Here is a 21,715-nt window from a genome sequence, read left to right as displayed (position 1 = left end):
AACCAAAACCCATACGCAATCGGGAAATTATCAACAACCCTGATGAAATCTACCAAAAAGATGGAATAACATTTGTGTGTGCTTCAACAAATTGTGTATAAGAGTTGAAAATGACGATATGGCAACATCTAATATCCTCAAAGAACCACAGCTTTTGCGTCTAGGTCGCTTGTTTGGTGGACTTCGTGGCGATTTCACAGGAGGACTAACAGCAGCAGTAGTAGCATTGCCTTTAGCTTTAGCCTTTGCAGTAGCCAGTGGTGTGGAACCAAAGGCGGGACTTTACACCGCGATTGTGGCGGGAATTGTCGCAGCAGTTTTTGGTGGTTCATCAGTACAGATTACAGGGCCAACAGGTGCAATGGCTGTAATTTTGGTGGGAATTGTCGCCAAGTACGGCCTTGAGAAAGTTTGGATTGCTGGGGTGATGGCTGGAATTATCCAAATTGCCTTGGGGGTTGCCAAACTTGGACAGTTAGTAAAGTTTATTCCCTATCCGGTGACGGCAGGTTTTACTAATGGTATTGCCGTGATTATTTTTTGTGGTCAGTTAAATAATTTCTTTGGTTTAAAATTACCACGTAGCGAACATTTTTTGCCGGGACTTTGGCAAAGTCTAACTCATGTAGAAGCTCTTAATTGGGCAGCAGTTGCCTTAGCAGTTGTGGTGATTGCAACTAATGTTTTATGGCCCAGAATCAATACGACAATACCAGGTTCTTTAGTGGGGTTGGTGTTTGCAACAGCGATCGCTTCTTCCTTCCATCTAAATGTACCAACAATTGGCACGATTCCCCAATCTTTACCGATGCCTCAAGGTATTCCCCACTGGAATAATTTTGGCTTGATTCGAGAACTAATTAACCCAGCTTTGGCTTTAGCTGCACTGGGAAGTATTGAATCGTTGCTATCGGCGGTTGTGGCTGATGGGATGACAGTCAGCGAGAAACATAATAGCGATCGCGAATTAATTGGTCAAGGTTTGGCTAATATGATTGTCCCATTTTTTGGTGGCATCCCCGCCACAGGTGCGATCGCTCGAACTGCTGTCAATGTCCGTTCTGGCGGCAAAACTCGACTATCTGGGGTAATTCACGGTGTTGCCTTAGCCATCATCGTTTTAACTTTAGCACCCCTAGCAGCACAGATTCCTTTAGCAGCACTTGCTGGCATTCTGATGGTGGTTAGCCTGCGGATGATTGAGTGGGAAGCCATTGGTTTATTGATGCGCGCTACCTACTCCGACTTTGCTGTAATGATTCTCACCTGGCTAGTGACAATCTTGTTTGACTTAGTTCTCGCTGTAGAAGTAGGATTGATTGCAGCCGGAGCCTTGTTCATTAAACGGATGAGCGATTTAAGTTTAGTTAAAATACCTGAAACCGAAGTATTTCCCCCTGGTACTCCTCTGGAATTAGGTAAGGAAATTGCCGTTTATCGGGTAGATGGCCCTGTATTTTTTGGTGCTGCTGAACGATTTGCTACCTTCCTCCGCGATGAACCGGAAGTGAAATATTTAATTCTGCGGTTGCGGTTTGTGCCAAATATGGACACAACTGGGTTAGTAGCCTTAGAGGATATTTATCACGACTTGGAACGGCACAATTGCCGATTAATTCTCACAGGTTTACAACCCGAAGTCCAACAACTACTAGAACGTACAGGATTGTTAAAAACAATTGGGTTATCAAATTGTTTTGAAACAACCACAGAGGCGATTTGCTCTATCTCTCCTCAGATTGCATGTTCTCAACCTGTAGCGGCTAATTTGAAAACAAAAGAATTGATGGAATTAATTGACTGAAAATATTTTGCTAATTCAACCCAAAGAACTAAAGCGCTGCTTTGTTTTTCCTAAAAGCAAGCCTAACATGTATACACAAGTCTTCTAACATTGCTGCATAAGCTTTTGATATCCCCAAGCCCTTTCTCTAGGTGTGCAAGGCGTTGCGTCCCTACGTTCGCAAAGCGTCCCGCAGGGATGTTTTTTTAAGAGTAATACCAATTGGAAAAAAGAATGCAAAAAATAGACCATTTGTAGAGACGCGATGAATCGCGTCTTTACCCAAGGATATGTTGCAATCATTAATTGAATTGGTGTAAGTCCCAAAAAAGATTTCTTAAAAGTCGCAAAGTATGCTAAAAACTAAAGCCTGATTCAGCAATGAATACAGGCTTTTGATGTTTTTTATGAAATTTTTGCACAAATAACTTTAGTTTACAGAAATTTTCAGGTAAATAGACCACGCGGTAGGGGCGCAAGACCTTGTGCCCCTACAAAAGATGTTACTGAATAGCGAATCCTTCTGGTCTGATTGCATCGTCCAAATCAACGCCCATCAGGTTAGCTCCCTGGATGTTTGCATTTGTTAGATTTGTATCTTCCAAATCTGCGTTTTGTAGGTTAGCGGTTTGCAAATTTGCTCCCAAGAGATTGGCTTTCTCTAGGTCTGCATCAAAAAGGTTTGCTCCTACCAGGTTTGCTCCCCAAAGGTTTACCTTGCCTAAATCTGCTCCTTGAAAGTTAGCCCCTTGTAAGTTTGTTTGCTGCAAGTTAGCTCTTTCTAAGTCTGCATTTTGTAAGTTAGCACCCTCCAAGTTTGCTGCTTGCAGGTTTACGTCCTTTAGCATTGCCCCAGCCAGGTTACAGCCTACACATTCATTGGTTTGTAATAAATGTCTAACGTTTTCTGCTACAGACACTATTGGCGATACAACCGGAGATATTACTGGTGGTGTTACAGGCTCCATTGGTAATTCAACTTGAGCTAGTTCAGATTCTGTATGTATGGATGGTATTAGTGTTTGCGCTCTAGCGCTAGGCTGGATAAGCAGAGTAAATCCCGCGACAACTACTAGAAATACTGCTGTTACGAGCCACTGAGTTAATTTTTTAGAGTTTGATTGATTCATTAGTTCCTTCATATTACGGTTCGTAGTGGTGGGCTTGCTTTTATAAGAGCCATCGATAATGTGCTTTATTCTCACTTTAGATCGCTTGATTGATAAGATTAAATATTATTTTGATTTATATTGATAAATTCAAGTGATTAAAAATCTTTTTGGATGGGAAACGATCGCTGATTTTTTTGCTTACATCAGGGACATAGCACCCATCAAGAATTGCGGCCTCATACCTAATTCCCAAGCATTGCCAGACTAGGTAAAAGCCGATATGTTTCACTTTTAATTAAGATTGAGAGTCCCAAGTAAATTAAGACAAAGGGGAAGATTTTTCGACCATAGCGAGTTAAAACGGGAGTCATCAGAGGATTACGAGTCAGGTTGTAAGAGAGTAAGCACCACGCCCCAATACTGAAATAGCAAACACAGACAATTACGCTCAAACTTGGAAGATTGCTACTGGCAAACAAGGGTACATAAATTCCAATGTTGTTTCCTCCATTGGCAATAGTCACTGCGGAAACACGGTAAGTTTGAGGATCGCGGATGGTTGCGAATAGTGATTTCTTCTGGCGTCCAGATTTTACAGGAGAGGGTAAATTAACTGACACAGCTTGCACTGTCTCTCCTTCCTCTTCTCGACTAATGAAATTACTGATACCAATGGCAATGGGAAGCAAACCCAGCAAACCAATCCAGGTGCTGGGAATAATCAGACCACCGAAGAAACCAGGGAGACTAGCACATACTAAGGTAGTAAATCCCAGGAATTCACCGAGAACAATATGCTTAGGACGAAAGCTGCGATTGACTTTTCCGAAGAAAGCTGTCAAATATAAGTTGTCGTCAAAGGTAGTTGCAAAAGCGACAGAGATTCCAATCAATAATGTACTAATTAGCCAAGCCATAATTGTTGCTCACAGTAATTCAATGCTGTTCGTCTTAGTCCTCTCTGCTTCTCAATGTGAGGGCAGGTTAGGAGATTTTGTGACTGTTTTCCTAACGACAACCGATCGATATTCGTTATTAATCAGCCAATTACCCAATTTTTAGAGGCTTCGCCTCCAATCAAATTGGTGATTTTTTTCTCAGCAAGGTACCTTGGGAGCTCATGAAGTCAATATTATGGCTTTCAACCAAATAAGAGCAAATACTCTTGTTTTTTAAAAGGATAAATAAAAGTGATTGACAATTTTACTATATGTTTTGGGCTTTCTACCCATTAACACCGATCAGAAGAAAAGGGAAAAAACTTTTAACCTTTTCCCTAAACTAAATTCTGAGTTCAAAATGCCCAAAGCGAGTAGTATTGAATACTGAGCTATTGTTTGAGAAACTTCTATGCGTAGTTTACCGCCGTAGGCATCGCTCTGATTGAAGAGAACCCTTGTCAGATGGTAAAGCCTGGGATATCCTTGACGGCTAGCATTCAACATCAGTAATATGACTAATCGCCCTCTGACTTCAGTTTTGAGATATTCAGTAATGTTGGATTTCTAACTTGTAATTATGCTAACCAGTGTTGACCGTTTATTATTTGTCCGGCGAGTCCCGATTTTTAAGGAATTGCGGGATGATTTTATTGTGCGGCTCACTTCAGTGATGAACGAATTGTCATTCCCAGCTAATTACACCATCTTTCGACAGGGAGAAGAAGGGCGATCGCTCTATATTGTCGTGTCCGGTCGAGTTAAAGTTCACATTGGGAATAAACAGTTGGCAGAGGTGGAACAGGGAAAATATTTTGGTGAGATGGCAGTATTCGATACTCAACCTCGATCCGCCACTGCAACCACTTTGGAGCCTTGTGAATTTTTAGAACTGACGCAAGAGCAACTATATGATGCGATCGAAGAAACTCCCGAAATTGCGGTAAATATTATTCGTGAGTTATCCCGTCTGATTCGCAGATTGAACGACGATATGAATGTAACCTCTTTGCGGAGTTAATAGACAAATGTAGAGACGCAGCAGTGCTACGTCTCTACAAGGGTTTTAGATAATGTAAAATGTGGTTCAAAATAAATGAAAACTGCTGTAAGTTTGATTATTAAACTCAGCACTCATCACTGCTTATTACTTAGGTTCACCCACACCCGGAGTTTCTTCTTTATCAACTTTAGGCACAAAATCAGGACGTTCTTTGCTTTCCCAACCTGCGGGGCGTTTCGAGTTGTACCAAGCTATTGAGCCAATGCTAACAGCAGCAACAAAACCAACGACATACACCAAGGTAAAAGCAACAGGAAAATGAGGGGCAGCATCTATAGCTGGTGCTGCTGTTTGCATAAATAATAAATTCATGAGTATATTCTCCACAGTTAGCTAACACTATTGAACACGCTATAAGATGAGCGTATCATCTAACATCCCTCTGTAGTTTAGTTTGAGCAACTTCATATTGCATAAAGAAGGACAGAGGTGCAAGGGAAGTAGCTGATATGTGTAGGTTTGTTGCACCTATTTGTACCTGTCAGCGTGCCCTTTGCCTCTTTTCAGCATTTATATCTTTGCGATGCAGACTCGACTATTTCAGAAATGATTTCTGTGTATGTCACACCACCCAAACGTCCGATAATTGGTAAGTCGGAGCGGACATGATGTAATCCTGGCAATGGGTTAACCTCCATAAACTGCAACACACCGTTAGGATCGCAGCGCAGATCCACGCGGGCAGCATCACGGCAACCAAGAGTATGGTAAGCATCCAGCGCCAGCTGTCTTGCCTGTACTGCCAGTGGTTCAGGATCTATAAGTAAACGATAAGATACCCGTTCCAAATACTCATCTTTGTTGAGGGTGGTGTAAGCAAAAGCTTCCACTTGCCCTGTAAAAATTACTTCCATCACACCTACCACCCGTGAGTTGCTACCGTTGCCAATAATGCCTACTGTTACTTCTCTACCAGGAAGAAAAGTTTCCACGAGTATTGGTTGCTGAAAAAGTTCGTGTAACACTTGATAAGCATTTACTAGCTCCTGATGTTCTTTGACAAGAGAACGTCCAGTTACCCCTTTAGAACTGCCCTCCGCCATCGGCTTAAGAAAAAGTGGCATTGGCAACGATACAGCTGCTGCTTCTGCGGTAGTATTCACGACCTCAAAAGGGGCTGTCGGCAAACCGCGATCGCGCACTACTCTCTTAGCCAGAGCTTTGTCTAACGTCAGGGCGCAGGTAAGCGGATCGGAAAAGGTGTAAGGTTGAGCGAATAATTCGCAGATTGCCGGGACTTGAGCTTCACGAGAGCGACCCTTTAAACCCTCAGCAATATTGAAAACCAGATCCCAGCGATCGCCTTTTGCCAAGCGCAGAGCAAGTTCTCTGCCATTACCGACACGTTCAACCTGATGACCTAACTGCAATAGTGCAGTTTCCAGCCCAATGATAGTTTCTTCATCGTCGAACTCCATGACTTCAGAGGCACTGAAACCAGCCTTAAGATAGTCTGCTTTCAGGTCATAACACAGACCAATAAATAACCCCATAGCCCGATAATTCCCAGTGAGAAAACTTTCTCTGTTAGCTTTAACGTACAAATCAGATATCTTAATTAAGGAATTCCGATTACTAAATCATTAATTAAGTGAAAATATCTCATCAACAACATCAAACCATATAGGAGATTTATCATCAGGAGAACCGTTGTAGTTGCCAGTAATTTCTTCTCCTACTTCTATATCTCGATAGGCAATCAGATCCAATTTTCGGTCGGCGAATTTTTTCACATAATAAGTATTGGGATGGTAAGAATGGTTGATCAAGGAAGATAAACCTAAAGCGATCGCCGCAGCTTTATCTTCCCAATCGTAGTAATAGTTGCCCAAAATCGTTTTATCTAGAAATTCAACCTGTTCTGCGGGTATAACAACAACTGACACTCTCTCAATGAGTTGTCCTTTCAAAAAGCGCTTCTGTGCGAAGACACCTCGACCTTTTAGGTTTGTATTACCAACAATCAACATTCCAACTAATCTCCTGCAATTACTTAGTTTTTTGGTTTGCCAAGAACTCAAAAGAACCTATTCCAACTGACCCTTTTTGATGATGGCAAGCAACTTATATATAGGGTTAAACCTACTTTCCTGGATCTACATAGGTGTACATCTTACCTGCCCAATTTCGCACTGTAGCTGTACCATTCTCATAAGCAGCTAGAGTCTCAGCTTGAATTGGGATTTTGCCACCACCACCAGGGGCATCAATTACATAGGTTGGTACAGCGTAGCCAGTAGTATGACCACGCAATTTAGAAATTAAATCAAGCCCAGTTTGCACACTCGTTCGCAGATGTGCAGTACCAACAACTGGATCGCATTGATAAAGATAATAGGGTCGCACACGCAGCTTGAGAAGACCGTGAAACAGATTCTTCAGGGCTTTTTCAGAATCATTCACACCTTTTAACAGCACGGTTTGACTGCCTAGAGGAATGCCGCCATCAGCTAGGCGATCGCAAGCTTGTGCAACTTCTGGAGTAAGTTCCCGCAGATGACAAAAGTGCAAAGATAGCCACACACGATGTTTACGAAGCAAGGCAACCAGTTCCGGTGTAATGCGCTGCGGTAAGAAACTTGGCACGCGAGAACCAATGCGGATAAATTCAATATGCTTGATGGCACGCAGCCGCCTAAGCAAATTGTCTAAAGGTTCATCAGCCATCAATAGAGGATCGCCACCGGAAATTAGCACGTCACGGATCTCAGTGTGTTCCTCCAGGTAAGCAGCGATCGCATCCAACCGCCGCGTTACTGGATACATCTCACCTTGGCTCACCAAACGAGAGCGGGTGCAGTAACGACAATAAGCAGCGCAACTGTCTAGGGCAAGCAGCAACACTCGGTCAGGATAGCGGTGTACGAGTCCTGGCACTGGAGTATCGCCATCTTCACCGCATGGATCTACCATGTCTGCTGGACTAACTATTAGTTCTTCTTGCTGTGGTATCACTTGTAACCGTAGTGGGCAAAGGAAATCTTCTGGATCGAGTAGCGATGCAAAGTATGGGGTTACAGCTACAGCAAACTTTTCTGGTACGATTAAAAGTCCCTGTTCTTCGGTAGCACTAAGCCTTAATAACTTCTGAAAGTGTTCCAGCTTAGTCAACCGATGCCGCATTTGCCAGCGCCAATCGTTCCAGCGTTCTTGGTTGTAAGTCTCTCCCAAAATCTGACAAATTTCTTCACACCGAATATCAGTTACTAGAGGATCTAAAATAGTGTTTTTGATCATGATTAGACCGAAATTAAGCTGAGAATAATAAACAAATCACAGCCTAATAGAGTGCGGCGCAAATCCAGCTACCATCTCAATTAAGCAAGCAGACCAGTAGGGGCAATTCATGAATTGCCTCTACTCAAGTCCCTTGTTAAAGGTAAGCAAATTTCTGTCACAGTGTATTAGTATGTTTACTTAGATTTTTAGGTAAAATAAAAAAATCTATTTCAAGTTCCATGACAAGTATCTTCCTATACAAGATATACTTATGCTGTGAGAATAGCGATCGCTCTTAGAGTGTCTTTGTTACCTTGAGTCGGTCGGTCTTTCCCTGTTGTTGTACCGTATTAATACATATATTTATGTCGTATATTTAACTACAAAAGTGTTTTTTGGGGTGCGATCGCTCAATCTACAACCTCTATTAATATGAGGACATAAGAACACTTGAACAACAAACACACTATGCGGATTACACCTGACGGTCAAATTATCATCCCTCCTGAAATTCGAGAGGTGCTAAACATTTCTCCCGATGTAGAATTAGCGTTTGAAATCGAAGGCGATCGCCTCTACCTCAAGAAAATACAACCTACCGATAAAATCTCAACCTGGATTGACACCATGCGGGGTTGCGCTGCTGGAAACCTCACCACTGACCAAATCATGACCCTCACCCGTAGCGACGACAATCTATGACGGTTTTGGTAGACAGCAACGTTATCCTCGACATTCTTACCAACGATCCCAACTGGTTTGATTGGTCAGCCCTTCAACTGGCAACCTATGCCCGTCAAGACCAACTTGCGATCAATCCCATCATCTACGCTGAGATTGCCATCGGCTTTCTCAGAGAACAGGAACTCATCACTGCATTGCCAGAAGATATATTTCAACGTCTCCCTTTACCTTGGGATGCGGCATTCCTAGCAGGTCAAAGTTTTCTTAACTACCGTCGTCGTGGTGGCGCAAGAACCTCCCCATTGCCTGATTTCTACATTGGTGCCCATGCTAGCACTGCTAATTTGCCTCTCATATCATGTTCGCTTAATTAGTTATAATTCTCGCATCTGTGCAAAAACCAGGAAATCCTCTTTCCCCCTGCTCCCTGCCCCCTGCCCCCTGCGGTCTTAATGAGAAGTCTTTAACCGAACACGATATCATTACCCGCGATGTCAATCGCTATCGCACCTACTTTCCCAACGTTAGGCTCGTTTCACCTGAATAGCCATTAAATTGAACGAGCAAACACATTAGTACAACAAGGCAAAAGTAAAAAGTAAATTCGATAATCAAATACGCTATCACCTACCAGAACATAAGGCGCGATCGCCATTGGGACTTACCTTAAAGCTTTTAACAGATCGCACTCTTGATTCCATCTCCAATCGCATCTAAAATTCACGTTATCTACCAAAACACAAGGCGCGATCGCCCTTAGCATTGTCTCCATAAAGCTAAAAACTGCTTATAACACTCTTGAATCCATCCCCAATCAGATATTAAACTTCGTCAGGATTTATTCCAAGCTGTCTCAAACGTTCTGCTAAACGCTGGGTTTTTTGCTGTTCTTGTTTTAATTGGGATGTTAATAACTGCGATTTTTCTTGTACTTGTTCTAGTTGAGGTGCTAATAACTGCGATTTTTCCTCACCAGTTAGTAATAAATTTCCCTGTGTATCCCACCAACGCAACCAAGGCGCTGTAGTATTTCCATACTGTCCTTGCCAAATACCCAATTCGACACCCATTAAGGAAATCTCATAGTGTCCACGTTCGTTAGCTGTGAGTTGCTGATACCTACCATCAACTAAGTGATAAACTTCAACCGCAGCTTTGCGAAATTCGTAAATGCCGTAAAAAGGTACGCGGATTGCTTGCTCGTATACCCAGAATTTACCAGTAATTGGAGTATTATCTCTTTCTTGGGAACCATCCCCAGAAGCGAATTCCAGTACAATTAAGGGAGCAACATATTCTTGCCACAACACATACGAACGCCGAAACTGACCATTTAACATAGGTGCAACATTCGGGACGTAAAACCAATCGGGTGCTTCGGCACCGCGCTCAGGTGGTTCGGTCAAACGCCAGTAAATGCCACAATCTTGACCAATACAATACTGATTATCTGAATGAATTTGCTGTAATACACCTTGAACAGAGTCAGTTAGAAGTATGCTTTGTGGGTGTTCTTGAAAATTTTTCACAAAGGTTCCATCTGACTCTGGTAACTCAGTATGGTCGGGAAGGTGAGTAATGCCTAGTTCGGATAGTTTGGCAATAGTCATTGAACTTTGGCGCGAGTGAATCGGCTTATTTATCTTAGCATTGCTCCGACCAAAGGTTGTTGGTGGGTAGTTTACTGTTCAATAGTGTAGTTATTTTAAACGTGGGATATTGACTAATTACAGCCAGGATTTCCTGCGGTTACTGCTCAATATCGCCTCTCATAATTCTTCTGCATTACCTACCAAAACACAAGGCGCGATCGCTTTTCATTACCTTCTGATTAGTCTGCAAATAATCATGTAGCAAATTGCAACCCCGTGTCAGTAATTTTTCCAGTTGAATATCTGCTAAATCTCGGAAAATTACTGTGCCATTGCCACTACCCGCAGCCAGAGTCTTGCCGTCATGGCTGAAACTGACGCTGGTTAACTCATCCTTATCACCTTTCAAAGCAATCAGCAATGTCCCTGCTCGGTTCCAAATCCTCACTTTGTCATCACTGCTAGCTGCTAAAGTCTTGCCATCGGGGCTAAAACTGACACTGATAAAACTATCACCATCGCCTGTGAGAGTATTTAGCAAATTACCGTCTCGATTCCAAATCTTCACTGTGCTGTCAATACTCACTGAAGCAATGCTTTGACTATCAGGCGACCAAGCAACCCCATTTACCCGACGGCTGTGACCAGTTAATGTGTATAGCAATTTACCCTCTACACTCCATATTTTCACGGTTTTGTCATCACTGGCTGAGGCTAGCAACTTACCATCTGGGCTAAAGCTTACCCAATTCACTGCTTCTTGATGTCCCTGCAAGGTGTTGAGCAGTTTACCGTCACGACTCCAAAGCTTTACTGTTTTATCTTTACTAGCAGAGGCAATTACTTGACCATTAGGCGACCAAGCCACACCCAAGATGGCATCATGATGACCCTGTAAGGTGTTGAGCAGTTTACCGTCACCACTCCAAAGCTTCACTGTTTTATCTTTACTAGCCGAGGCAATTATTTGACCATCGGGGCTAAAACTAACTCCCCAAACTTGACCCTGATGCCCCGTGAATGTACGAAGTAGTTTACCATCACGACTGAAAAGTTTTACAGTTTTGTCTCGACTTGCTGCTGCCAAGGTGCGATCGCCTGGGCTAAAACTGATGCTAGTTATCCAGTCATCATTATCGGCTTTGGGCTTTCGCAATAACACATCGTCCCAATGCCAAAGTTTAATAGTTTTGTCCCGACTGGCGGAAGCAAGGGTGCGACCATCTGGGCTGAAACTGACACTGTTAACCCAATTATTATGTCCCTTTAGGGTTCCCAGCAGCACACCTTCAGAACTCCAGAGTTTGATTGTCTCATCGGTACTTGCGGAAGCGATCGTGTTACCATCGCGGCTAAAACTGACGCTGGTAACTCCAGCACTATGCCCCGATAAGGTTCGCACTAGCTTACCCTTTAGATTCCACAGTTTGATTGTCTGGTCTAAACTAGCAGATGCAATTGTTTTACCATCGGGCGACCAAGCTACACTTTTCACTGCATCTTCATGTCCCTGTAAGGTTTTGAGCAGCTTACCATCTCGACTCCACAGTTTCACCGTCTTGTCAGCACTCCCAGAAGCTAAGGTTTGACCATCGATTGACCAAGCGACACTCAAGACTGCACCATCATGTCCCTGCAAAGTTTTGAGCAGCTTACCATCCCGACTCCACAATTTTACTGTTTTGTCTGTACTCGCCGAAGCAATAATCTGGCCATCTGGGCTGAAACTAGCACTATTCACCACACCCTGATGCCCTAATAAAGTAGCAAGCAGTTGACCTTCTCGACTCCAAAGTTTTATCGTTTTGTCTTGACTGGCGGAAGCAACGATTTGACTATCTGGGCTGAAACTGACGCTATTAACCACATCCTCATGCCCCGACAAGGTTTTGACCAAGCTACCATCGGGATGCCAGAGTTTGATTGTAGTATCCGCACTAGCTGAGGCAATTAAAGAGCGATCGAGGCTGAATGTAGCACTATTTACACCAGATATATGCCCATCCAAACGGTTATATTCTCTTACCCCAGAAACTGCTTGATAAAGCGCCGTCTGTACTTGCTCTCTTGTATTGGAATCTACCCAGACTGTTTGTTGTAATTTTCTCCCTGCCTTTAAACTTTCTTTTAAGGCATCAATACCTTTTTGCGAGGCAAATAAAGCTTCACTGGATGCACTGAGGGTTTTAATTTCGCTATCTACTGCTGTCACTATGGAAACACTTAATCCGAAGATGGCGAGAACGGAAGCGGTTAGGGCAATTTTCAGCGAACGATTTAATTGAGCTTCACTAAGTCTTTGTTTCTTTTGACTTTCTGCAAGTTTAGCTGTTAACTCTTTTTCTTTAAGTTCAGCTCGTAATTGCTCAATTTCTAACTGACTTAATTCTTCGCGCTTGTGTAACTCTCGCAATTCTGTTAATAAGTCTAATCCCTGTTGGGGATGAGGAGCTACCAATTTGGAACGCTGCTTATTTTGACTAAGTTCGCTCTTCAGTCGCTCAATTTCAGCTTTACTTTGTTCTACTTTATAGCGCAACTGATTTAGTTGTACCTGTAAGCTCGATTCTTGTTGTTGCAGGTAGCGAATCAAGTCTACTAAATAATCGTGAATCAGTTGATAGCGTTCTGGTACATCAGGAAAGAGAACTACTAAACCGGAGCGCACTAAAATTTCTAATACTAAATCTAATTTGTCAGCATCTTCTAACTCTGCTAGTTGTGCCGCTAACTCAGCACGAGTTTTAAAAGGTCGGTTGTTGCTTTCATCTGTTAATAAGTATAAGACGAGTAAAGCGGCTCGTTCATTTTCTGGGCCGCAGTCTTTAATTAGTTCCTTAATATATCGTTCGATGAGTTTGTTCGGTCTATATGGCTGATATTCTTCTAGTGTAGTAATGCGTTCATCTTGAATTTGCGCTCCCACCACTTGTAATTCAATGGGGCGGACTTCTCCAAATTCTGTTGATAAATCTTCGATTAAGGCATCAATTAAAGCGGGTTCTAAATTAAACTGCGATCGCTCCGTCAATTTTCGGATAATTGCTTTGGCATATTCTGGCGAAAAATTATTTAACTGATAGCGGATATGCTTATCGAGAATATTATTATTAATCGCTTCCAGTGCCGAGAGATGTTTAAAGTCTAATAACCGATGTAAATAATCTTCTCGCAAGGAAAGGATGACTTTGACAAATGGTATATTCAGGCAATCGCTAATAAACTTATCAAACTCTTGTTTTTGATTGCGATCGCTATAACCAAAGAAAAATTCTTCAAACTGGTCAAAAATTAAAACTGTGATCAAATGGCGATCGGCATTTTCTTGGAGTTGTTGTAAAATTCTACCAATGGTGAACAGTGTACCAGAATAAGGCAAAGCTTCTGATTCAATGGCTGCTTCTGGGTTAATATCAGCGTAAATCGCCAAGGATGCGTCACTAGACATCGCCTCACTTAAAGATTTCCCTAATTCCCGTGCCCAATCGGTATAAACTTGTAGTACCACAGGCACGGCTATTTGATCGCCAATGGCTCGATTTTGCAGTGCTGGAACTAAACCCGCCGTGACGGTAGAACTTTTACCCACCCCCGATTGACCGTGAATCACCGTCAACTTTTGATCGGCGCGGCTAATTCTGCCAATTAAGTTATTAATATCACGCTCTCGACCAGAAGCTGCAATTTCTAAAGCAACGCTGCTACTTCCAGAAGGTGACATCAATGCTGGATTTGTCACCTGTCTTTGGGGTTGCAAGCGTCCTGCACCAATAAAAGCCCGAAAACCATACTGCTGCTCAACAGAACGCCGTTTTTGGCGAATGTAATAGGCTTCTAAATATCGCCCTTCTTCAAAGTACAGCGATCGCAGTCTCCGCAATAAGCGAATATAACGATGGGCATCGTATTGATGGGCACTGCTTTCTAAGGCTGCTGGCAGTTCTTTTGTCGCCTTATCTAAGTATTCACGAGCGATTACCAATTCACCTAAATTTCGCTGTGCTTTCACCAACACTAAATAGTAAATTTGCGCCAGCAGTAATGGAAATAAACAGTTATAAGGGTCGTTCTGCTTTTGCGCTTCACCTAATTTCAGCAGTGATACGTGTGCTAAGATACTCGCCTGTACCCACCGCGACTGCTGCACAGCTACTTGCGCCAAAAAACCGTAGTCACAAGCTAGTTGGATTTGACTACCATAAGTTTGATGTAACTCCAGAGACTTTTGAGCAACAGTCTGCAATTCTTCCCACTCTTGCAGATATTGCAAAACCTCAGCGAGTTGATTAATAAATCCAGCAACTATATCTAAACGCCCAGCCACCTGCAAAATATTCAAGCACTGCTGAAAATAAGATTTAGCAGTATACCAATGGCGGCGGTTTTCTATTTGATTTTGCTCTGCAAAACGGCAATAACACAGCCCAATATAAAACAGCAAAATTCCCTGTCGCAGAAGTAGAGCAGATGGGCGATTAGGAGGCGTAGGGGAAGAAAATACTCCTTCATCCTCCCCTGCTTCCCCTGCTTCCCCTGCTTCCCCTGCTTTTTCTATCTCCACTAACTTTTGCCAAACTTGCAAGCTTTGTTGAAAATGGCTTAAACCTGTATTGATGCGATCGCTAATATAATTATCTAGACCAAAAACAAATTCTAAACTAGCGTGTAATTCTGGCTCTAAGGTAATACCACGATTGTGCAACTCTTTAATCGCAAAGTGGAGTTCATAGCTATGTTCCCAAACTTGCTCGACAGTGGCATAATGCTTTGCAACTTGAGGAGGTTGGTGTTGTGCAGCATTCTGACTTTTCACGGAATCTGGAAAACCTCTCTCCTGTGAGGAGAGAGGCTTTGAATTCTCCCCCTTCCCTAATAGGGAAGGGGGCTGGGGGGTTAGGTTTCGCGTTAGCTTTTCCACATGACCTAAATTGTCAGGTATATAAGTTGGTAACACCGTGGCAAATAAAGAGTCAGTTTCTTGTTGCAGAAATTGCAGCAGTGATTGAGTTGTCATTTCAAACCGAATCGGTGTAGCCGCCCAACTAGCAAAATCTGGTGCTAAACGGACTACCTTTTGCAACACTTCCTCATTCATCCATACAATCATCGGAAATGGGTGGCGTTTGCGAAATTCATCCCGAATATGATTAATAGACCTCAGTAAATCGTCGAGTCCATCTACTGACTCTAAACCCAAAATCATCAACGCCGATGGCGGATTAGCTTCAGTTAGCAGTTGTAAATGAATACTTGTGTAAAGACTTCTGGCATTATGCGGCAGAACTACCTTTTGAATATGGTGTACTCCTGGAGAGAGTTCTTCGAGTTGTTGCAGCATAAGTTCTTGCAAAACTCGATAATTGCAGCACACCAAAACCAAGGAAAATTGACCGCTAGAAAGGGTAATTGCTCTCCCCAAACTCCTCAGAGCGCGCTCGTTAGCTGCTGTTATATCTACTTGTGCGTGTCGTTCAACCATGATTTAAATTTTTCTGTCTCCGCTAAAACTGGGTTGACGGCAAACCAAGCTCCTTGATGATCGCGGTATTCAAATACAAATAGACTTCGCAAAAGGGTATGGTATTCTATATCACCTCTAACTCGTTGCTGTTGCACCACCTGAAAGATTAATTCCCACTCATGGGGGTCGATAGCGTTGGCTCGGTAATCCCGCTGTCTTTGAATTACCAGTTCGACACACTCCCGATCAAAGGGTGGATCTTGTTCTCGCAGACAGTCAAACAGTAAACCTAGTAAGTCGCGTACATGACCACCACTTATCAAGCACAATCGATCTAAGGTTTCCAGACTATCAAACACCTCTGTAATTAAGCCTAACCGATCGCTAGGTAAAATGTCTGGAAAAGCTCTAGCTAGCACCATTTGCCGCATCATTGCTAGCCCTTGGGGAAAAATCTCACCAGAGCGCAAACGCACAGGTATCATCGGTAAAACTTTTGGTGCAACTCCTCCCCCTAAACGATGCTGAAGTTCGGCGCTATCGTTAGAGAAAGTCAGGGCTAGAGGAATAGTGTAGACTACATGACAATTCAGTTTGCGTAATTGTTCGCCACGCTGAATAAATAAATATTCTGGCAGCGATCGCCCCGATGGTAAAGGTCGAATTGCAACTCGATCCAAGTTATCAACAATCACCACCAGTCCTTTTTTACCCCTGGTTTTCAGTTCTTTGTTGGCACGTTCTAGTAATTCTTGATTAATTGACTGTAAAATATTTGCGGTTCGCGGTTCGAGATAATCTCTTAACCGCCGCCGCAATTGGGGACTTTCTTTCGTTTTCGCTGTAATTTTGGCAATCCCTACAGACAATTCTGCTTCTACCCCAAGGTCAATTGGCGTTTGCAGAAAATCTACAAGTTCACCAAACAACTTAGTAAAGTAGGTAGGTTTGAGCCTAATTTTCATCGCTTCTAGGCTTTCACTCACCTGTCCAGCGATCGCTAATAAAATATCAGTCACATCCACATCAGCCATTTCTAAGACATGGGTAGACTCAAAATAAACTACATGAAATTGCTGCACTTCTAACTCAGCTTTCAGGCGCAACAACTCTGTTGATTTTCCACAACCGAGATGTCCTGTAAATAGTTGACAGGTTGGGATATCTGGCGATATTCTAGCGATCGTCCGCTGCAAAGCTTCGATAATTTTGCCACCCCGCACCGCAGCAAAATCGATATAGTACCTGCGATCGCTGGCATTTCCTATAATTAGAGGTCTGCTGGGATTGCAAGCCTGATAAAATCTTTCTAAATCTAGGAGCATAACTAATCAAGTTCACTCAGGAATGAGGATGACAAAATTTACTGGATAAATATATTGATTTTAGGAAATTTATGCTTTAGTTTAATCAAACCTACTAACTAAACTAGCAACATTTCGGATAATTGTTCATATCTCTGTTAGATGTAGCACATACTAATGCTGCAATTTAGTTAAAATAAGCAGAAATACTACTATAAGTACAAATCGCAAAAACTTTTAATATTAAATAAGGTACTCTTATGAATATTAAAAATATCCAACACAAAAAAAGGTACCGTCAAGTACAATTTGGTAGCTCTCTTGAACCCATCATTAGCTTGAGTTATAAATAAATTTTTGTCACTTAGACAACAAAATAATCTAAAATCTTTACGGTAAAAGACTTTTAACAAAAATATTGCTTAAACTAACTTCAGTTCAGAGTTAATTTTTGGCTAGATTCTCCCTCTCGTTACAAAAACCATAGTTTTGTTGATAAAACTCATGCTTTTGTTGATGAAAACCATGAGTTTGTTGATTACTGGAGTTTAGACTAAAAGCAGGCGATCGCTAAAAAAGTATCCGTGGTTGTTTGGTATACATTTTAACTCTAATTTAGACGAAAACAGCTTGAGTGCGCAGCACTCAAGCTAAAGAGTGGAAAGGGTGGTGTCACCAACAAACGGGGCGATCGCCCCCGACCATCCGCTTAAAAAGGCTTATAGTATGGTGTAGGCTACAAGTTCTACTTTTGTTCGTGCTCTAGCAGATTTATGGACTTGGTTAACTGGGAAGGAATATCCTTGGGAGCTAGCATCACCTCAATGAACACACATCTTCCCTCAGTCTGAGCCTGAGCCGCCTTCGTGAGGGCTGTCTCTAACTCTGACTCAGTAGTGACCCTCAGACCCAATGGCTTCTGCATCTGTGCGAAGACCATCGCCAGCTGATGATAGCTCCAGGACTGAAGTTCGTTATAGTGCATCTCCCTGAAACCACCTTCTTGAAGCGCGTTCTCAACCTCATAGTGGTTATTATGGAGCAAGAAGATGATCGGGGCTAGTCCTTGGCGTAAGATAGTCGAGAGTTCCTGTGCAGTCATTTGGAAGGCGCCATCTCCAACCACAAGCAGGTGGCGGCGGGTCTGGTCTGCCATGTGCGCCCCAAGGACAGCCGGCAGTGTATAGCCAATCGCCTCCCACGTCCACTGAGTCACGACCTTGGTGCGTGCTGGCATCGGAACCGTCGTAGCCACATTACACGTACCCAGATCGACGACGAGGACATCATCTGACTGAAGGAAATGACCGAAGCGCTGCCACAAGCGATCTTGCTTGATGGGGGTATCGTGTTGTGGCTCAAACGGCACAGAGTTGGTGCGAGCCTGTTGGGAACTAAAGGCGAACTGGCGGTGGGGAACCTGCTCGCTTAATTGCATCAGCACGTCACGCAGGGTCACATTCGGATAGTGAGACGCTCCGATCGCAGCGCTTTTTATCTGGAGATCCACAACGTGAGGCGATTGCAAATCGAAGGCGGCACATCCATTATTCGTTTCATCGTGCTGAATACCCAGGCGCAGCAGCAGATCGGCTGCTTCGATCAGTTGATTGACAGCACTACCTTCCATCCCTGCCTGATACGTCCCAAGATACTGCGGGTGGGTTTCGTCCAGCAAAGCCGACTTGCCTGTAAAGGTTGCTGCAAAAGGAATGCCACTCTTGTTGGCGAAGGACTCAACCAGCTCTGTCAAATGATAAGAACCCACTGGAGAATCAATGAGCATCGCGGGGCGACCTGCTGCACTCAGCAATGGCAGCAAGCTCTTCAGGAAGGCCGTGAGTTGCGTTTGATCGCTTGTCGGCTCAGACAATGCCAGCTTTTCTGTAGGAGGTTGAGCGGGCAGACCTCCCACATCGTTGGGAAGCTGAATATAAACTGGAAGCTTCTCGGACCAACATGCCTGAAGGACGCGATCGATTTCTTGACAAGCATTCTCCGGTGTGAGGAGTGCCTGAGCCACCGTGAATTCTTTGTAGATTCTGGGAAAGACACTAAAATCCCCGTGCAGGCTGTGGTGTGTAGACAGTCCCTTCTTCAATGCCTGTGTGGTAGGATGACCAGCGATCGCCACCATCGGCACCCGTTCGGCGTATGCACCCGCAACACCGCAAGCCGCACTTAATTCTCCGACTCCACAAGTCACCACAAACGCACCAATACCCTGAATGCGGGCGTAACCATCGGCGGCGTAGGATGCGTTGAGTTCATTACAGTTACCGACCCACGAGATATCCTGATTCTTTTCAATGCAATCCAGCAAAGGAAAAGCATAATCTCCCGGCACACCGAAGATATGACGCAGGCCCAATTCCTTGAGACGATCCAACAAATACGAGTTTACTGTGTACTCTGTAGACATGTTGATGTTCCTTTTTTTCTTTCAAAGTTATGTGGTCGATGTGACCCCCCATGCACCATCAAATTTTGTAGCGTTTCAACGCCAACGGCACAAACCGGGGGTCGGTCTACGGAAACGATCGCCCCACTTTCAGAGCAGGGCTGATTCGTTTTCTATAACAAAACACTCAAGCTTTCCAGTCCATGTACTCTCAGGGTCGGAATTGGTTTAAGAGACTCTTTTGAGTCAACGCGAAGGTTAGGAAATTCTGAGAGTAAAGCTTTGAGGCCAATCTTGGCTTCCAGTCGAGATAAAGGTGCGCCTAAACAGAAATGAATCCCATTTCCAAAGGCAATATGTTCATTCGGGTCTCGATCGATGATGAAGCGATCGGCATTCTCAAACTGATGTTCATCTCGATTGGCAGAAGCGAGCCAAGGATGCACAACTTGCCCAGCAGGAATTGTCTGGTCTCCAATCTGGGTTTCGACTTGCGTGAATCGATTCAAAAAAGTAACCGGGGAATAGTAACGCAATACTTCCTCAATTGCACCCGGTAATAGAGACAAGTCATTGCGTAAGCGTTGGTTTTCATGACTGTACTCATGCAGACACCAAATTGTATTGGTAATCAAGTTAGTTGTAGTCTCATTCCCTGCTGTCAACAGTAGGATGCAAAAATCCACAACTTCCTGTCCGGTCAACTTTTCTCCCTCTTCATAAGCCGCAATTAAATCGCTGATCAAATCTTGACCTGGATGCGATCGCCGCTCCTTGAGTAATTTTCGGAAATAGTCAGCCATGTTTTGGATCGCGGTTGGATCGCTAGCTAATACCCCGTCTGACCAGCGCTTGAAGTCTTCCCGCTCATCAAGGGGTACACCGAGAATTTCTCCAATCACGATGATCGGCAGAGGTGAGGAGAAAGCTTGGATTAAATCGACCTGTTTGTGTTGCTTCATTTGATCGAGCAACTCGTGAGTCAGTTCGGTAATCCGAGGTTCCATAGCTTCGACTCGATGCGGAGTAAACACCTTTTGTACTATTGCGCGTAGTGACTGATGTTTCGGCGGATCGGTCTGGGGTAAACTCTGAGTAAAATCTTCTCGACCGAGGGGTTTCGGCGATTTAGATGAAAAGGTTTTCCATTCGCTTGATGCTCGTTTCACATCGTCATAGCGAAACACCATCCAAGCTTGTTGCTCTGGGTCATAGAAAACCGACGCTTCTTGACGCATTTTTGCCATCCAGGGATAAGGATTGAGCAGGAATTGTGGATCGGTGGGTCGGAATTGTAAATCGCTAGTCATGACAAATCTCCTTGTGTCAAAAATTGCAAGTAAAACTGAGTCAGATGTTGGCACTATCTGACATATCATCTACTCGAGAGAAATCTGTGGTGGAATTACGGAGTCGCGCTGCATCCAGATGTAATCGAGACAGGTATGACAACAATCTCTAGACGCAAACATCAAATTAGGAATGCGTCCAAATCAAGCCTTTCTCACACCGTCTCAATTACGAATTACTCTCGTGCTAGTTTCAGCAGAGTTTCAATTACCTGCTTGTGCAAAGATTCCTGCGGGACTCCTAAACCAAAGAGATAGGCGAAGGATAGACCATTGAGCGCTAGACGAATCAAAGTTGCGATCGCCGGATCGAGTCCACTTGCTTCAATTAGCCGTTGCCAATCAGCAAATTTTTCTTGCCAGGGCTTAAGTAATTCTGGATTTTCAGCAACCGCTGCAAGTATTGCGGATTGCATTGGACTAGAGTGAGTATTATGATTTTCAAATGACCGGATGTAGGCTCTAAGCCAATGTCCTGGTGTATTCGGTGCATCATCTTGCTCTAATTCATGCTTTAGTGATGCTGTCTTTTCATCAATTAGCTGTTGCAACATCCCAGCAATCAAGGCTTCTTTGTTGGGAAAGTGGTAAAGTAATCCACCTTTACTGACACCTGCTTCGCGGGCAACTGCCTCCAACGTCAATCCCTTTGAACCATCAGCTACCATCACTCGCGCCGTTGCTTCTAGCAATGCATTACGGGTGAGAGACGTAGATTTTGTTTTTTTGGTAGCAGTCATAGAGCTTGAATGATGGAACTGGATAAATTGTCCGGTGAACACAGTTTATCTGGCAACGAGATTGTTAAT

General features: G+C 43.5%; 16 protein-coding genes. 4 read left to right on the top strand and 12 right to left on the bottom strand.

Going from position 1 to position 21,715, the window contains the following annotated elements:
• Positions 1–118 precede the first annotated feature (118 nt).
• Positions 119–1,804, top strand: a complete 1,686-nt coding sequence (locus V7K41_RS26215) for a SulP family inorganic anion transporter (RefSeq protein ID WP_334852937.1) — start codon at positions 119–121, stop codon at positions 1,802–1,804.
• A 482-nt stretch (positions 1,805–2,286) separates the two neighbouring features.
• Here V7K41_RS26215 and V7K41_RS26210 read toward each other — a convergent pair whose 3' ends face one another.
• Positions 2,287–2,913: a pentapeptide repeat-containing protein gene (locus V7K41_RS26210; protein ID WP_334852935.1), complete on the bottom strand. Its 627-nt coding sequence runs from the start codon at positions 2,911–2,913 to the stop codon at positions 2,287–2,289.
• Between the two features lie 224 nt (positions 2,914–3,137).
• Positions 3,138–3,812, bottom strand: a complete 675-nt coding sequence (locus V7K41_RS26205) for a cadmium resistance transporter (RefSeq protein WP_334852934.1) — start codon at positions 3,810–3,812, stop codon at positions 3,138–3,140.
• 601 nt (positions 3,813–4,413) lie between these two features.
• Between V7K41_RS26205 and V7K41_RS26200 the strand changes: the two genes are divergently transcribed.
• The gene (locus tag V7K41_RS26200; protein ID WP_069074674.1) at positions 4,414–4,854 is read left to right on the top strand and encodes a Crp/Fnr family transcriptional regulator; all 441 of its coding nucleotides are present in this window, start codon (positions 4,414–4,416) and stop codon (positions 4,852–4,854) included.
• Positions 4,855–4,980: 126 nt separating this feature from the next.
• On the opposite strand, the gene psb35 is transcribed toward V7K41_RS26200, so the two are convergent.
• From psb35 to V7K41_RS26180, 4 genes are all read right to left on the bottom strand, one after another.
• Entirely contained in the window at positions 4,981–5,208 is a 228-nt protein-coding gene (psb35, locus tag V7K41_RS26195; protein WP_334852933.1) for a photosystem II assembly protein Psb35, read from the bottom strand.
• A gap of 191 nt (positions 5,209–5,399) precedes the next feature.
• A complete protein-coding gene (locus tag V7K41_RS26190; protein ID WP_334852932.1) occupies positions 5,400–6,389 on the bottom strand; it encodes a D-alanine--D-alanine ligase family protein in 990 nt (329 codons plus the stop codon).
• 90 nt (positions 6,390–6,479) lie between these two features.
• Positions 6,480–6,866: an SET domain-containing protein gene (locus V7K41_RS26185; RefSeq protein ID WP_334852930.1), complete on the bottom strand. Its 387-nt coding sequence runs from the start codon at positions 6,864–6,866 to the stop codon at positions 6,480–6,482.
• A gap of 112 nt (positions 6,867–6,978) precedes the next feature.
• The gene (locus V7K41_RS26180) at positions 6,979–8,133 is read right to left on the bottom strand and encodes a KamA family radical SAM protein (protein ID WP_334852929.1); all 1,155 of its coding nucleotides are present in this window, start codon (positions 8,131–8,133) and stop codon (positions 6,979–6,981) included.
• Positions 8,134–8,583: 450 nt separating this feature from the next.
• Here V7K41_RS26180 and V7K41_RS26175 point away from each other — a divergent pair, with 450 nt between their 5' ends.
• Together V7K41_RS26175 and V7K41_RS26170 are read left to right on the top strand one after the other, a co-directional pair.
• Positions 8,584–8,817 carry an AbrB/MazE/SpoVT family DNA-binding domain-containing protein gene (locus tag V7K41_RS26175; protein ID WP_334852926.1) on the top strand — a complete coding sequence of 78 codons (234 nt, stop codon included), beginning with the start codon at positions 8,584–8,586 and terminating at the stop codon, positions 8,815–8,817.
• Positions 8,814–9,173 (top strand): type II toxin-antitoxin system VapC family toxin, encoded by a 360-nt coding sequence (locus V7K41_RS26170; RefSeq protein ID WP_334852925.1) that lies wholly within the window; start codon positions 8,814–8,816, stop codon positions 9,171–9,173. The genes V7K41_RS26175 and V7K41_RS26170 overlap by 4 nt, the downstream gene beginning before the upstream one ends.
• Before the next feature lie 447 nt (positions 9,174–9,620).
• Here the strand turns inward: V7K41_RS26170 and V7K41_RS26165 are convergent, their stop codons facing one another.
• The 6 genes from V7K41_RS26165 to V7K41_RS26140 form a co-directional block, all read right to left on the bottom strand.
• A complete protein-coding gene (locus tag V7K41_RS26165; RefSeq protein WP_334852923.1) occupies positions 9,621–10,409 on the bottom strand; it encodes a Uma2 family endonuclease in 789 nt (262 codons plus the stop codon).
• A 175-nt stretch (positions 10,410–10,584) separates the two neighbouring features.
• Complete coding sequence (locus V7K41_RS26160; RefSeq protein WP_334852922.1) at positions 10,585–15,870, bottom strand: nSTAND1 domain-containing NTPase; 5,286 nt, start codon at positions 15,868–15,870, stop codon at positions 10,585–10,587.
• Positions 15,846–17,177: a P-loop NTPase fold protein gene (locus V7K41_RS26155; protein ID WP_334852920.1), complete on the bottom strand. Its 1,332-nt coding sequence runs from the start codon at positions 17,175–17,177 to the stop codon at positions 15,846–15,848. The genes V7K41_RS26160 and V7K41_RS26155 overlap by 25 nt, the downstream gene beginning before the upstream one ends.
• Positions 17,178–17,901: 724 nt before the next feature.
• Positions 17,902–19,578, bottom strand: coding sequence for an alpha-keto acid decarboxylase family protein (locus tag V7K41_RS26150; RefSeq protein ID WP_334852918.1), 1,677 nt, complete (start codon positions 19,576–19,578; stop codon positions 17,902–17,904).
• Between the two features lie 152 nt (positions 19,579–19,730).
• Complete coding sequence (locus V7K41_RS26145; RefSeq protein ID WP_334852916.1) at positions 19,731–20,867, bottom strand: cytochrome P450; 1,137 nt, start codon at positions 20,865–20,867, stop codon at positions 19,731–19,733.
• A gap of 215 nt (positions 20,868–21,082) precedes the next feature.
• Positions 21,083–21,646: a TetR/AcrR family transcriptional regulator gene (locus V7K41_RS26140; protein ID WP_334852914.1), complete on the bottom strand. Its 564-nt coding sequence runs from the start codon at positions 21,644–21,646 to the stop codon at positions 21,083–21,085.
• Positions 21,647–21,715: the final 69 nt, after the last annotated feature.

The organism is Nostoc sp., assembly GCF_036917415.1.
Classification (GTDB): Bacteria; Cyanobacteriota; Cyanobacteriia; order Cyanobacteriales; family Nostocaceae; genus Nostoc.
Note: the sequence above shows the minus strand (reverse complement) of the source record. Positions and strands in the feature narration are given on the sequence as shown.